The 14,650-nt window shown below is 41.8% G+C and carries 16 protein-coding genes; 2 read left to right on the plus strand and 14 right to left on the minus strand.

Going from position 1 to position 14,650, the window contains the following annotated elements; translation table 11 throughout:
• Positions 1-275: 275 nt before the first annotated feature.
• The 4 genes from ACFVAD_RS17800 to ACFVAD_RS17815 form a co-directional block, all read right to left on the minus strand.
• Complete coding sequence (locus tag ACFVAD_RS17800) at positions 276-1,439, minus strand: MFS transporter (protein WP_386643056.1); 1,164 nt, start codon at positions 1,437-1,439, stop codon at positions 276-278.
• A gap of 96 nt (positions 1,440-1,535) precedes the next feature.
• Complete coding sequence (pepV, locus tag ACFVAD_RS17805) at positions 1,536-2,948, minus strand: dipeptidase PepV (RefSeq protein ID WP_386643059.1); 1,413 nt, start codon at positions 2,946-2,948, stop codon at positions 1,536-1,538.
• Between the two features lie 9 nt (positions 2,949-2,957).
• Positions 2,958-4,097, minus strand: a complete 1,140-nt coding sequence (locus ACFVAD_RS17810) for an ABC transporter permease (protein ID WP_386643062.1) — start codon at positions 4,095-4,097, stop codon at positions 2,958-2,960.
• The gene (locus ACFVAD_RS17815; RefSeq protein ID WP_386643065.1) at positions 4,094-4,807 is read right to left on the minus strand and encodes an ABC transporter ATP-binding protein; all 714 of its coding nucleotides are present in this window, start codon (positions 4,805-4,807) and stop codon (positions 4,094-4,096) included. The genes ACFVAD_RS17810 and ACFVAD_RS17815 overlap by 4 nt, the downstream gene beginning before the upstream one ends.
• 290 nt (positions 4,808-5,097) lie before the next feature.
• Here ACFVAD_RS17815 and ACFVAD_RS17820 point away from each other — a divergent pair, with 290 nt between their 5' ends.
• Positions 5,098-5,319 (plus strand): DeoR family transcriptional regulator, encoded by a 222-nt coding sequence (locus ACFVAD_RS17820; RefSeq protein ID WP_386643068.1) that lies wholly within the window; start codon positions 5,098-5,100, stop codon positions 5,317-5,319.
• A 178-nt stretch (positions 5,320-5,497) separates the two neighbouring features.
• On the opposite strand, the gene ACFVAD_RS17825 is transcribed toward ACFVAD_RS17820, so the two are convergent.
• The 5 genes from ACFVAD_RS17825 to ACFVAD_RS17845 all read right to left on the minus strand — a co-directional run bounded on the left by ACFVAD_RS17825 (position 5,498) and on the right by ACFVAD_RS17845 (position 10,217).
• Complete coding sequence (locus ACFVAD_RS17825) at positions 5,498-6,406, minus strand: hypothetical protein (protein WP_386643071.1); 909 nt, start codon at positions 6,404-6,406, stop codon at positions 5,498-5,500.
• Positions 6,407-6,447: 41 nt separating this feature from the next.
• Positions 6,448-7,260: a hypothetical protein gene (locus ACFVAD_RS17830; RefSeq protein WP_386643074.1), complete on the minus strand. Its 813-nt coding sequence runs from the start codon at positions 7,258-7,260 to the stop codon at positions 6,448-6,450.
• 148 nt (positions 7,261-7,408) lie between these two features.
• The gene (locus ACFVAD_RS17835; protein WP_386643077.1) at positions 7,409-8,122 is read right to left on the minus strand and encodes a pseudouridine synthase; all 714 of its coding nucleotides are present in this window, start codon (positions 8,120-8,122) and stop codon (positions 7,409-7,411) included.
• Between the two features lie 17 nt (positions 8,123-8,139).
• Positions 8,140-9,759, minus strand: a complete 1,620-nt coding sequence (locus ACFVAD_RS17840; RefSeq protein WP_386643080.1) for a putative polysaccharide biosynthesis protein — start codon at positions 9,757-9,759, stop codon at positions 8,140-8,142.
• A 77-nt stretch (positions 9,760-9,836) separates the two neighbouring features.
• Positions 9,837-10,217: a hypothetical protein gene (locus ACFVAD_RS17845; RefSeq protein ID WP_386643082.1), complete on the minus strand. Its 381-nt coding sequence runs from the start codon at positions 10,215-10,217 to the stop codon at positions 9,837-9,839.
• 125 nt (positions 10,218-10,342) lie between these two features.
• On the opposite strand from ACFVAD_RS17845, the gene ACFVAD_RS17850 reads away from it, so the two are divergent.
• Positions 10,343-11,623: a BaiN/RdsA family NAD(P)/FAD-dependent oxidoreductase gene (locus tag ACFVAD_RS17850; protein ID WP_386643085.1), complete on the plus strand. Its 1,281-nt coding sequence runs from the start codon at positions 10,343-10,345 to the stop codon at positions 11,621-11,623.
• On the opposite strand, the gene ACFVAD_RS17855 is transcribed toward ACFVAD_RS17850, so the two are convergent.
• The 5 genes from ACFVAD_RS17855 to ACFVAD_RS17875 form a co-directional block, all read right to left on the minus strand.
• Positions 11,606-11,728: a hypothetical protein gene (locus tag ACFVAD_RS17855; protein ID WP_386643087.1), complete on the minus strand. Its 123-nt coding sequence runs from the start codon at positions 11,726-11,728 to the stop codon at positions 11,606-11,608. The two genes, ACFVAD_RS17850 and ACFVAD_RS17855, sit on opposite strands and share 18 nt — an antisense overlap.
• A 153-nt stretch (positions 11,729-11,881) precedes the next feature.
• Entirely contained in the window at positions 11,882-12,061 is a 180-nt protein-coding gene (locus ACFVAD_RS17860) for a sporulation protein Cse60 (protein ID WP_386643090.1), read from the minus strand.
• A gap of 108 nt (positions 12,062-12,169) precedes the next feature.
• Positions 12,170-12,805, minus strand: a complete 636-nt coding sequence (locus ACFVAD_RS17865; protein WP_386643092.1) for a hypothetical protein — start codon at positions 12,803-12,805, stop codon at positions 12,170-12,172.
• Between the two features lie 53 nt (positions 12,806-12,858).
• Positions 12,859-13,794: a nuclease-related domain-containing protein gene (locus ACFVAD_RS17870; RefSeq protein WP_386643095.1), complete on the minus strand. Its 936-nt coding sequence runs from the start codon at positions 13,792-13,794 to the stop codon at positions 12,859-12,861.
• Between the two features lie 466 nt (positions 13,795-14,260).
• Positions 14,261-14,566 carry a rhodanese-like domain-containing protein gene (locus ACFVAD_RS17875; protein ID WP_386643098.1) on the minus strand — a complete coding sequence of 102 codons (306 nt, stop codon included), beginning with the start codon at positions 14,564-14,566 and terminating at the stop codon, positions 14,261-14,263.
• Positions 14,567-14,650 lie beyond the last annotated feature (84 nt).

Here is a 14,650-nt window from a genome sequence, read left to right on the forward strand (position 1 = left end):
GTCCTTCATACGCTTTATGATGGACTTTTTGCACCAGCTTCACCATGAAAAGGTCCTTCATCGGCTTTATGATGGACTTTTTGCACCAGCTTCACCGTGAAAAGGTCCTTCATCGGCTTTATGATGGACTTTTTGCACCAGCTTCACCATGGAAAAATCCTTCATCCGCTTTATGAAGGACTTTTTGACCTCGGACACCATCAAAAAGTCCTTCATTCAGCTACACCAGTAAAAAAGCTGCACGAAAATTTCGATCAGCCCACATTCAAACTCATTTAAGCCTCCGCCAACGCCCGCTGATCAGCCTGTCTGATATAAAGAATCAAGCCAAGTCCTCCGAAGGTAAGAATTCCGAAAAAGAGATAAACGTAAGCTACGGAGAAGTATTCTGCGATATATCCGCCTAGGAATGTACAGAACCAGCTGCCAAGGCCGTTCCCTACAGCTGTATAAAGGCTGACTGCTGTTGCCCGGACATTGATGGGAGCTATATCACGAACATATTGCATCGCAGCAGGGATAAAGAGCCCTACTGAAAAACCTTGTGCAATGGTAGTGGCGTAGACGATGTATAAAGGCGGTTCAAAAAAATAGAAAACCCAACGAAGCGCTGATACCAATGCGGCACTAACCATGATCGTATGCAGTCCGAATCTGGATATCCATTTACCGGCAATTCTCATGAAAGGCGCCTCACTACCTGCAGCCAACAAAAAGGCAATTCCTACCCCTGTTACCGTGCCGCCTATATCTGTGATAAACAACCCGAAATAGAAGTTATTCGCAAAGACCGGACCGAAGATAAGGAATGTGGTGACAAGGAAGAGGACGAATTTTGGCATTTTCATCAAAGTACCGATTCCATCCCTGATATTCACGCTCATCGACTGGCTTTCTTTCGGCAGGAAAAATACCACGAGCATGGCAATTAACAGGCCTATTGCAAATACGTAGAAAATGACGGTAAGAGAAAAGTACTCCGAAAGTTTACCGGAAACAAGTACCGCTATGGCGAAACCGACCGCTCCCCATAACCGGATCGAGCCATAGTTCCCTTTTGTCTTTTGCACATAATTCAAGGTAATGCTATCAGAAATCGGTACAAGGGCACTCTGGGAAAATGCCAATAGAAATGCGATGATAAGCAGTCCAGCATAGTCTCCCACAAAGGAAAAGGCAAAACCGGCCAATGCGGTAAAAAACAATGTACCAATCAGGATCTGTCTTGGCTTTTGAGTATAGTCGCTGAAGACACCCCACATCGGCTGTATGAGGATCATCACGACTGGACTGATAGACATGATCATACCTATCTGTGACCCTGAGAGCCCTACATCATCCTTCAGATAGACCGTTAACAACGGAAAAAGAGCACCAAAGCTAAAGAAAACAAGAAAATAAAAGCTGTAAAAATACCGGTTCGTAGACATAGTCTTCATAGACCTTCTTTCTCGCAGAAAAATAAAATGAAAAGGCTACCCTCTTTATCTCAGGTAACCTTTTCATTCTATCACAATCTTTTTTTGAAAATCAGATTATTTTGCAAGCTCATAGATGGCTTGTGCATAAATTGCCGTTGCCTTCACCAGGTCATCGATAAAAATATGCTCATCCTTCTGGTGGGCCACATCCTCACGCCCAGGGAAAAGTGCTCCAAAAGCAACACCTGCCTCAAGCGACCTCGCATAGGTCCCGCCACCGATGGACAAGAGCTCCGCCTTTTCCCCTGTCTGCTCCTCATAGACCTTCTGAAGTTTTTGGATCAACGCATGGTCCTGTGGTACATGGTGAGGCGGCGCTACTTCATATTTACTTAGCTCGAATCCGCCTGCTTCAGCCGCGGCTTTAATCTTCTCCCGAGTTGCCTCTATGTCGCATGTAACCGGGAAACGGATATTCACTCCAAGTGTCCCGCCGGTGGAAGAGTTATAGGAAAATATCCCGGTATTTACGGTCAAATCACCTGTGATATCATCCTGGAATGCAATGCCAAGTTTTTTCCCTCTCGAATCGAAAGCCAGCTTTTCAGCAACAAATGAGACAAATGCCGCTCCATTCGCATCCAAAGCTTGGGAATGAAGGAACTCCGCCAAATAGTAGCCGGCGTTCTTTCCATTGTCAGGCTCCATCGCATGAGCCGATACACCTTTGATGGATAATATTAGGGCGTTCCCTTCTTTCGTATAGCCACCTTCAAGACCTTTCTCTTCTATATAAAGGTTAAAAGCATGGCTTGCATCCTCCATGCTGCCATCCACTTCAACAGTTGCTTTCGCGTGATCTGGCACCATGTTCAGACGTCTTCCTGACTCGAATGCCAGTAGCTTAACTGTGCCAGCGGTCTCTGTTTGAGCCATTCTCATTTGCAGACGGATGTCCCCAAGTCCTTTTTCCGCATAGATGATCGGAAAGTCCGCGTCCGGCGCAAATCCCATTGTAGGCATTTCCTCTTTTTTGAAATAGTGATCCACACACTGCCAACTGCTCTCCTCATCGGTTCCGATAATGATCCGGACACGCTTGGATAGCGGAAGCTCCAATTCCTTCACTATTTTCAAAGCATAATAGGCAGCCATCGTCGGCCCTTTATCATCAATTGCACCACGGGCAAAGATTTTCCCATCACGGATAGAAGCACTGTATGGCTCATCCGTCCAGCCATCGCCTTCAGGAACGACATCAACATGACAGAGGATGCCAACAAGCTCATCCCCTTGTCCGTGTTCTATATGCCCTGCATAATGATCAACGTTTTTTGTAATAAACCCGTCGTTTTTCCCTTTATGTAACAAATATTGTAGCGACTCTTCTATACCTTTTCCAAAAGGTGCAACAGGCGTTGCCTCCTCTTCGTTCAGTACACTTTTTATTTGCAATAATCCTTGTGTATCCTTTATAAGTGCTTCCTTGCGTTTTTCCACTTCTTCCAACCAATTGATGTTTGTCATTCCGTTCGATCATCCCTTCCATAAAAAATGAAACAGCGTGTTCATCAATAGTACAAAACCAACCAGTCCCAATGCAGGATAATAGAGCCATCTTGTCACAGCATCCTGATAATGCTCCTTCAAAATCTCCTTGCCTTTATACATACCCAAAAATGGATGGGTGGTCAATTCATCATATAATATATTTAACCATTCTTTGATGAAAAAGAAAAATGCAACAAACAGCCCATATTTCATCCATAGCGGCATATAGGTCATCACTGCAATGGTGATTCCGATTAGCTTCAGGTAAGAAGAAACATGACGTAGATTCCGTAGTAAGTATTTGAAGAACAGTTCGGCTAGGGCATTTTCCGGTCGCCTGTCTTCAAAAATACGCTGGGATTTCCGGAAAAGAAATGGTTTAGTCCGTTTGGATACCTTGGGGATATAAACATACTCTGACATCGAGAACATCACCCCAACATATTTCTGCTTTATTTTTTCACTTTCCATTACATCAAAATCAAAGCTGTCCATTTTCCAATAAAGGAAATAGGCAGCTGCAACTAGTAAGAGTATGCAAACATTTGTATAGAAGCCCAACCTATAATCTACTAGCAAATAAAAGATTATCCCACCCAATACAAAAACAGTAAAACTTATCAGCCTATTACTCCAGCTTTTCCATCTCAAATCAACCAGCTGACCGATTACAATCAGCAACAACCGTACCAGCACGATGAATACTGCAAAATCAAGCAGCGAATACGCATCCGGTTTGATCTGTTGGAGCAATAAATAGGATAATAATGCAATCAGGACGGATACAACAGTGTTCTTCAACATAGCCGCACCAATGCAATAGCCCTTAAGACTTTTAAGCACACTTTTCCGGTGGACAAAAAAGTAGGAATCAGCCGATTCCACATAAATCCGAATGGCACCAGTATTCATAATCAGATAGATAAAGAATAAGATCAGACCAAAAGGTAACTGACTGATTATTTCAAAAATTTTAGGGATAGAGTCATAAACCATTGCCCCAACAAATAGGATGGTAAGGATAATATAGACCAAAATAGTCCAATCCACTACAACCTTCATGTTCTTCCATTGGTAATCCCAGTCCTTCTTTCGGCGATAACGAAAAAGTGCGAATCCGTTCATCGTTTCTTGCTCCTAGTGGATAAGGTGTAAAAGCAATCCAATAGGGAAGCGCCTGGCATCCCACACTCCTCCTGTATATCACGTAGCGTTCCGGAGGATTTCACCTTACCGTCTGTGAGCAATACGAATCGGTCACAAATCCGCTCTGCGGTATCAAGGACATGGGTACACATCAAAATGCCGGCTCCTCTTTCCTGCTCTTGGCGAAACAGTTGAAGAAGATCTTTCATTGCTATAGGGTCAAGCCCAATGAAAGGTTCGTCCACGACATACAAGGAAGGTCGTGACATGAAAGCAAATATCAGCATCGATTTTTGCTGCATCCCTTTGGAAAATGTAGCGGGAGACTCATGAATGACATGTCCCAATTCAAACATATCCAGCAGTTTATCCACCCTTGGTTTCCATTCGGGTTCTTTAAGTTCCATCAGAGAAGCCATCAGATCGATATGCTCCCATAATGTCATATCATAATAAAATACCGGTTTCTCAGGAATATAAGCATAGGACTTATTGGATGGGAGTTGGATATCCCCCTCAAAAAAAGGATTCATCCCAAGCAGGGTTTTAATGGAGGTACTCTTACCAGCTCCGTTGGGACCGATCAGGCCTACCATTTCACCTGCATTCACCGTTAAATATATATTTTGCACGACCTTCATTTCATCGTCATAACCTGCACGCTTTAAATCTAGTGTCAGTAAATTCATCTATCGTTCCTCCTTCCTCATTATTTACGTAACTTCAAAAGAAAAAGTTTCGAATTTTCAAAAAAGGGTGGCGGTTCATTGTCGATTAATGTAATATTGTGAATAAGGAATAATAAGACAATTTTACCACGATAACTCCAATGCCAATTATTAAAATTGTGTAAATAGCATCATTATTCTAGAATTTTTTATACCAAATCGTGTACAATATAAACTAACTTAATACTAAACACCTAACATCAAGAATTATCTAGTAGTAACATGTTAAATACCGGATAAGGAGTGGTTTTTTGAAGCCTTCAACAAACCGTATGCTAACCCGTATTAAAGCCGTCTACATGTACATTCATGAGAAAGGGACTGTGTCCACACAGCAGTTGGTCGATGAATTTGGGATAACCCCACGTACCGTCCAGCGTGATTTAAATGTGTTAGCTTTTAATGGTCTTGTTCAAAGTCCGACAAAAGGTAAATGGTCTACTACAGAAAAGAAAGTTAGGTTGTCGTCTTAACGTTACATAAATATAATAAATCGCATATTGCAGTGTGAAGGAATCGGTTCGAAGTGGAATCGATTCTTTTTTTTGGGGGAATATGTTCGAAGGTTTCTTATACAAAAGAAAACAGGCAGGAGATTATTCTCCCGCCTGTTTTCTTGAGTGACCGCTAAATCAGCCACCTTTTCTCTGATTATTCTACATCAGTTGCTTCTGTAACAGTTTCTTCCACAATTTCTTCTTCCACTATTGCATGTACAGCAGATTGAAGAGCAGCATGCATTTTCGCTTTTTCATTAGCTTTTGCACTTGCCATTGAAAGGGATTTGTTTTCTACAGAAGGGTTTAATTTCTCTTCTTCAGTCACTTCTTCAGTCACTTCTTCTGTTACTTCTTCAGTCGCTTCTTCTGTTGTTTCTTCTGTTGCTTCTTCTGTTGCTTCTTCTGTCGCTTCTTCTGTTGCTTCTTCTGTCGCTTCTTCTGTTGCTTCTTCTGTCGCTTCTTCTGTTGCTTCTTCAGTCGCTTCTTCTGTTGTTTCTTCTGTTGCTTCTTCAGTCGCTTCTTCTTCCTTCACATCTTCTTCAGTGCTTGCATGTACAGCGGAATTTGGCGTTGCATGCAATTTAGCCTGCTCGCTTGCTCTTTCACTCGCCATGGATTTCTTCTTGTTTTCCCAAGAAGGATTCACTTTCGCTTCCTCATCCGTTTCTGGAACTTCAGTTTCGGGTACTTCCGTTACTGTTTCCACCACTTCTTCTGTGGTTTCTTCTGTCGGTTGTTCCACTACTTCAGGAGTTTCCTCTACTTTGCCCGCATGTACAGCGGAATTGGCTGCAGCTTTTTCTTTCGCTTGCTCACTGGCATTTACACTTGCTTGAGACTTTGCTTTGTTCTCAGCAGAAGGGGTCACTTTCGCTTTTGCAGGAAGTACAACTTTTACCTTTTGCTCAACGTTAACCTTTTGCTCCACTTTTGGCTTGTGGTCTTCTTTGTTTTCTTTACCTGCCGCTTCACTCATCTGAATACCGAAACCAAAAGATAGAACACCTGTTAATACTAACGTTTTTACGATTGCTTTACTGTTTAGGAAATTGATTTTCATTATGAATCGCTCCTTCAATTTTTAATAGAATGGTATATACATTATCTATTGAAAAAAGAAAGAGTTTTCTCAGGTGGCGGTGCCGGTGGTGCATTTACCCATTGGCTCCGAAACGTGAGATGATTTGACACAAAAGGCTCAATCAACACCATAACCGCCTCACCGGGATTTATGCCGAGGAAATCAAGTGATCCTTTGGAAGGCACTTTTGTATCTCCCGTATTCCCCGTAGGCTTTTTCTGAGATTGCTGCTGTTGCACCTGGAGGATGGTCGGTTCCCAGTCCTTCCTAGTTGGAAGTGGAACAGGAGTGCTTGTACTGGATTCTTCGCTTACGGATGCTGAAGAACCTTCAGACAAGGAAACATCCTTCTTGGAAGTATTCGACCCTGTTTTCTCCTCTGAATTATTGTTATGTATGATTTCTGGCTGCTTTTGAGTGGAGGAACTCGGTTTGTCCCGTACCTCGTCTTCTGGAGGCGTGACTGGAACCGTTTTATCAGGTTGAGATGGAACTGGTACCACTTCTATTTTTTGTTTTACAGGCTCTTTTTGAACCGCTTCCTCTGCTTTTTCACTGGCTTGCTTTGGTAGTTCCTTTACTGCATTGCTTTTCGCTTGTGGAGTTGGGACGTTCCGGTTTTCCTCTGCAATTGGATTGAATTCCTTTTGAATTGGAGCTTCAGCCTTATCTGGCTTTTGCGGGACGTTTCCATTCGGAACTGTTACTACTTCAGAGGCTTGCTTTCCCTTCCCCTCAGGCGGATTTCCACCTTTTTCAGCACCAACTGCATCCGGCAAAGTCAGTACAAACAAAAATAATAGAGGCAGAAACCATACTCTTCGCACGTTCATCGCTTCACCTCCTTATATTTGGCTATTATAATCTTCTAAATATTTTTTCGCTATATGTCGGTTAATGAGGAAAATAGTAGAAATTTATCAGTTTAAATTTCAGAAAACATAAAAAACACTCCTAATTTACTAGGAGTGTCCTGACATATTATCTATTCTCTTTTAAGAGTTCCAATTCTTCGTCTGTCAGTTCCCTGTACTCACCGAGTTCGAGATCCGGATCGAGTTCCAGCGGTCCCATGCTGAGCCTCTTCAGATAGGTAACCGTTTTTCCGACTGCCTGGAACATTCTTTTCACTTGATGGAATTTCCCCTCGACGATGGTGACTTCAATTTCCGATTGAGGACCGGCAGAAAGTATCTTCAGCTCGGCAGGCAAGGTTTCATAGCCATCATCCAACGTGACACCTTCACGGAATGCTGCAATGTCCTCTTCCGTTACTTCCCCGTCAATTTTTGCATAATAAGTCTTGGGTACATGCTTTTTCGGTGATAACAGCTGATGCGCAAGCTGTCCATCATTGGTCAGGAGCAGAAAGCCTTCCGTATCCTTATCGAGTCGTCCCACAGGAAAAGGCTCAAAAATCTTATCCTCTTCTTGTAAAATATCCACAACCGTTTCCTGTCTGTGATCCTCGGTTGCCGATAAGAAGCCAGGAGGTTTATGCATCATTAAGTAGATGAACTCGCGGTATTCCACCACATCATCCAATACCGTCACTTCTTGTTCCTCGGGCTCCACATGAACCTTTGCATCCTTCACTACCTTGCCATCCACTTTTACAACGCCTGTCTTCAACAGCTTCTTCACTTCTTTACGAGTTCCGTAGCCGCTGTTTGCCAATAGTTTATCTAATCTCATAATTAACTCCTTTGATATTAGAGGCCTCTTTCACCTGTTTTTCTATTTAAAAACGGAAATCTGTTCCCGAAAAGGTACATTAATAAATTGCTGCGATAGCTTAGGAAGAAGTAGATTCCCGCTCCAACAGCTGCACTGATGAATATCACGATAATTGCCTGCAAGCGTCCATCGCTGTATGGAATGAATCCTCCCAATAACTGAAGTACGATAAACACTCCTACTATCATGGCAATATTGAAAATGGTCATCAGCATCGTTCTTCTGAAAACGATGGAATAGTCAAAGCCTGTGTATTTCTTTATAGCCCATAGATTCATTACTACACTTGCAGTATACCCGATTCCGGTTGCGACAATCGATCCTTCTGCACCCATGAGGAAAATAAGCGGGAAGTTGAGCACAAGCTTCAACCCTATACCAAGCGCCAATCCATAGACTGTATATTTCTGGCGGTTAATTCCTTGCAGGACAGATGCCGTTACTGTGAAAATGGCAAGCGGGATCGCAGTTGGTGCGTACCAGGTCAGCAAATATCCACCAAGCTCATCGTAGGAATAAAAGGCTGCGTATGCCGGTCCGCCGAGTATGGAAAGACCGATGCAAGCTGGCAATGTTAAGTACAGCAGTATTTGAAATGTCTTGCTCATCTGACGCTGCAGGACATCCTGGTCATTACTGATAAAAGACCTGGTGATTGCAGGCAATAATGACAAGGCAAATGCAGTAGCAAGCGTGATTGGGATCATGACAAGCTTTTGGCCGTAATTGTTGATGATTGCAAAAGCATCACCGGAATTGTCGTACCCAGCCATCGCCATTATTTTGTTAAAGCTGAAGGTATCTACCAATTGATACAAAGGCATGGCAAGTCCGACAAATACGAAAGGAGCCGCATAAAGGACTATTTCCTTGTACATTTCCTTGTAGGATATATCCATGGTACCCTTATCCTTCTCCAAAAGGGTGTCCAAATGCTTTTTCCTGCTGAACCAGTACCATATGAGTATGGCAAGTCCAGCGACCGCCCCGATAAACGCACCAAAAGTGGCATAACCAATTGCGGTAGGCAGACTACCTTTTGTTACATTCATGATTATGTATACACTGCCCAACAAGAATATAATCCTTGCGAGCTGCTCTACAACTTGTGAAACGGCTGTAGGCCCCATTGATTCATGGCCTTGAAAGAATCCTCTAATCAAACTCATGACAGGTACCAGTAATAGGGCAAAACTGACCATTCTGATTACCAATGTTATATCATCATAGGAGTGCTTACTGCCTTCATTGATGATCATCGGTGAAAACACCGGTGCAAGAAGATATAATACGAGAAAGGAAACTATACCTGTTATACTCATTAACAGAATACCGGAGCGGAACAGCTTTCTCCCGACTGCGTACTCATCCAAAGCATTATATTTAGCGACGAACTTTGATACTGCCAATGGCACGCCCATTGTTGCCACACTCAAAACAACTGAGTAGAGAACATAGGCATACGTATATAATTCTCCCCCGCTCTTTCCTACCAAAGTATAGAACGGAAAAATATAGACTAATCCTAACACCCTGGAAAGCATCGTTCCCAAAGTTAATATAAATGTACCTCTTAATATATTCGATGTTGACATAAAATCCCTACCTACTATATGTAACTTTTTGTCTAACCTTAGTATTTTACCATAAAGGGTGTTGACGTGTATGTTTTTTACCAGCCTGCAATGACGCTTCTATTGAGTGAAATATTGGAAAAAGCGATGAATGGCGTGTCATCCTCCAAGTGTTCAAATGCCTCTTTGCAAATGACTACATTGAACTCCCCATAAGCATCCGCCTCGAGAAGAAGCCGGCCAGCTTCCTCCCGGGAAAAAAGAACCCCGAATTCATCTTTGTTATTTATCCTCGCACAAAATATGTAAGCATCCATCTCTTTTTCATAGAGCCATGCATAAGAATACTTATTTATTTTTGTCGGAATGAGATCATCTAATGATGGTATGGACAAGAGCAGGACGGGAATCCCGCCATCGATGGTCCATCCACCGTCTTCAGGATGATGCGCTTCGGTTATATTTGGTGAATAATTCATTGTATACCCCTTTTTCGTTAACTTTATCTCTCAAAATCATACGGAAAGATGTCTATTTTGTCCAACATCCGTTTACAGTATATAATAAAGGATAGGTTTTCTAAATTTAGTTGGTTGGTGAAAAGATGAAATATGATGTAATAATAATTGGCGGCGGTCCGTCCGGTCTGATGGCCTCCATAGCTGCAGCGGAACAGAAAGCACGTGTCCTTCTGTTGGATAAAGGAAATAAGCTTGGCAGAAAGCTGGCGATCTCAGGCGGAGGGCGCTGTAATGTGACAAATAGGCTGCCTGTTGATGAAATCATCAAACACATACCCGGTAACGGAAGATTCCTATACAGTGCGTTTTCAGAGTTTAGTAATGAAGATATCATCAAGTTTTTTGAAGGGCTTGGTATTCAATTGAAAGAGGAGGACCATGGCCGCATGTTCCCTGTGACCGACAAGGCGCAGAGTGTGGTGGATGCCCTTTTGGATAAAATGAAACAGCTGAAAGTGGAGATCCGTACAAATACCGCTGTAGAAACGGTGGAATATGACGAAGAACGAACCAAAGGGGTCCTGCTGAAAAATGGGGAATTCATCGAGTCTACATGTGTCGTCATTGCGGTTGGAGGAAAATCGGTACCGCATACAGGTTCTACCGGTGATGGCTACCCATGGGCAAAAAAAGCGGGACATACAGTGACAGATCTTTTCCCTACGGAAGTTCCATTGACTTCAACAGAGTCTTTTATCCGTGAAAAACGATTGCAGGGGCTGTCCTTGCGCGATGTTGCTCTAAGTGTATTGAACCCTAAAGGCAAATTGGTCAAAACACATCAAATGGATATGATATTCACTCATTTTGGTGTGTCGGGACCTGCAGTATTGCGTTGCAGCCAATATGTTGTGAAAACGATGAAGAAGTTTAATGTTCGAACCGTCACAATGAACCTTGATGTTCTTCCAAGCATCAATGAGGAGCAGGTTTTCCAGGAACTGCACAAACTATTAAAGGACGAACCAAAAAAAGCCATTAAGAATGTTCTTAAAGGAATTGTGCCTGAGCGGTACTTATTATTTTTATTGGAGCAATGTGGTATCGATGAACAGGAAATTGGTGCAACTTTAGCACATGAGAAAATAAGGGACCTCGCGAAAATGTGCAAGCAATTCCGCTTTGAAGTATCCGGCACGTTATCCATTGAGAAGGCATTCGTGACCGGTGGCGGTGTTTCTGTAAAGGAAATTCATCCAAAAGAGATGGCTTCCAAACAGAAAGAAGGATTATATTTTTGTGGGGAAGTACTTGATATCCATGGATATACTGGTGGTTACAATATTACATCGGCTCTTGTTACCGGAAGGCTGGCAGGCTTGAACGCCGGGAAAAAGGCAGCAAGCCTACGCAGTTACCATTAATACAAACGAGAATACTAGTCCAAGTCCTACACCATACATTGCGAATTCATTCATAAATGATTTGTCCTCAGTCATTACCGTTTCGTTTTGAGTGTGGTGGTTCATGTTCCATCCATCCTTTCGAGTTTGTTATGTTATTAGATTAGACGCTTGTCCCAAATAATTGTTACAGCTTCTTAATAATTGTTTCTTGTTTTTAATAAGTTACTTATCTCTACCCACATTTACGAGCCTGATAAACATCTTTTTCGGATTTTTTCAGGCTCTGAATATGACCATTGCCGAAAAGCAATAGATCTGCTCCTCTTCCTCCAGTAAACATCCCACCTGATACTTGATATCTATCAAATCCCTGTCTGCAAGCCCTCTCAGAAAGTCGTTTACCGAATCCTCGAGGTCCCGCTCATGCTCTTCATCAAACATTTTGATTTGAATCAAGCCAGTACACCTCCTTTTACTTTTATGTATAGGAGAAAATAGACGTATTTATACCACAGCCGAAGAGGAAATTCAAAAAAAAACACCCCCGAAGAGAGGCGCCTTCCTTTAGTACCCTAGCACTTTCATCATTCCCAAATAAATGAAGACGGCCGCAAACCCGATAGAATACTTGCTGACTTGAAAATAAGTGATGGGTGGTCGTTGCTCTTTCAATTTTCCCATCAATTCCTTGACGAATTGATGATTCCTGAATTTCAAGAAGAATACCTGTATATCACTTTTATCAAGATCCTTCCAATTGATTTTGATTTCCTCATCACTATCATCCAAATAATAGTAGGTTATGTAATTGCTGCTTAAGTAATCTTCGTTCCCCTTCACTTCTCTAATATATTCGTAGCCATTACTGTCCAGGTGCTGTTCCAAAATCGCAAAAAATGTGTATGGCTCATAGCTCCATACATGCATTTCCGTGTTCTTCCGCTCCTTCACCAATGTTAACAGACTAATCAGCAAGGGGCCGGCGACCGCCACAAAGACTCCCTTTTGCAATTCCATTTGAATGAATGCAATCAACAATATAAGAGAAAACATGGCACCATACAGGATGCGCCGGTATCGGTCACTGCTTGAGATGGAAGAAACACCTTTTGATCTGAATTTTGATACACTTTCATAGATAAGAAGCAAACCAATGAAGATTAAAAACAAGTAGAATGAATGCTGTTGAATGAATTCCATGTGATCCCCCCCTTCTATATCTACGATTTGCAGGGGTTGTTGGTTTCAAGGAACTAGATTTTTATTGTATAGAATGTACCTTGAGTGGAGTTTATATAATCTGCCCCTGAACTTTGGATAATTCTTCTGGCAGTATGAGGTTTATCAAGTAATAGATATCTCCTAAGCTCTTTATTATTGATTGTTGGACTAATGAGCAATGCATAATCCTCCAATGCAGGTAGATGTGCAGTTGCTGACACGAAAGAGCAATGCTTACAAAGCCATTTTCCATGGTGCCATGTCATGGGGGATGTAGTAATGCACCTTTGACAAAATACTCCAGGTATAATATCGCTGGGAATAATTCCGAATTGAATTATCGGACTAGTTTCAGATGGGGTATCTTCTTTGATAAAAAGTGAGGATATTCTCTTATAATCTTTCTTACTTAAGATTTGATCGGGGTATTTTTTCAGGTAGTTTTGAATTCTATCGTGAAGTGCTGGAGCTTTTATTACATGCCTCTCAACTAAGCCATGCAGGGAATCGACCTTAATGACAGCTTTAGGGTTTACCATTACAATCAACCGTTCTATAGGTAGCAGGGGTAGATTTTTTGACTTCATCCATTGAATCAGTTTCATTTCCTGCATTTTCACTTGTAAGATGGGATCAGGGAGTGAAAGTAATGGGTTATTTTCGACCTCTTGTATTACCTGTTGAAATTTTGGATCAAAGGATAGTGTACCTTTATAGTTCTTCACCTCCAGAATAAGCATGAAGTTGGGATGGAGGAGGGTGTTGTCCATTTGGAAAAATGATTCTTTAGTATGCGGCAGCCTGAGATCCTGGAAGATAGAAAATGGAGGATTTGTTTTAGGCAGAAAGTCCATATAATAGTCCAGGGATTGCTCCCCCTTGTAACCAGCCTGTTTAATACCGTGTTCCCTTACAATATCCTGATATCTCCAGTGGTCTTTACGAGCTCTTCTTGTAAGTGCCTTCAACACTCTTAACTGATAAGATATGTTTCTATGTTTTTATATCAAAAAATCACTTCTCTCTTCTTGGGATTAACCGATACTTTCGTTACCCCACATTTGTTTTCCTTCAAGAGAAGTTCGGAGATGGTTTTCAAGTTTTTCATTTTTAAGATGATTGGATCGAAAAAATGTTGGTTTAGTTTACTTTTATAGATCATTTCTTCCGTTTACATATCAAAATTGCAGTTTGTGAAGCATTTAGGATAATTTTTGGGTTTATATGAGGTTAAGAAATCATTAATCTGATGTGATTCTAACAAAATTAATAATCATACTAACAAATTAACAAATCATTCTAACAATTCTTCGTAACATTCTAACAGATTCCTAATTCATTCTAACAAATCCTGATTGCACCTATTCACAATCATCCAATCTCGCCACAATTAAAAAGGACCAGCATAAGCCAGTCCCACTCCTCAATACAAAATTATTCCACGTCGCCTTCCCACTCCAGCATGCCGCCTTCCATGTTTCGGACCTTATATCCCTGATCCTGAAGGTAGTGGCAGACATTTTCGCTGCGGCGGCCTGAGCGGCAAATGACGATGTATTCTTTTTCCTTATCAAGCTGATCCAGACTTGCCGGAATATCCCCCATGCGTATGTGCTTCGCTTGCTTTATTTTACCTGTTTCAATTTCTTCATCTTCACGGACATCAACAAGAAGCAGTTCTTCCCCTGCATCCAATTTCTTTTTCAGTTCATCTGTTGTAATGGTTTTAATCTCTTCCATTTCGTAAAACCTCGATTCTATGTAGTGTGTAAAGATACATTCATTCTAACAAAAATAAAACAAGACTACCAAATCTCCGGCAGC

It is taken from the genome of Sutcliffiella sp. NPDC057660, from assembly GCF_042800035.1.
Lineage (GTDB): Bacteria > Bacillota > Bacilli > Bacillales > Bacillaceae_I > Sutcliffiella_A.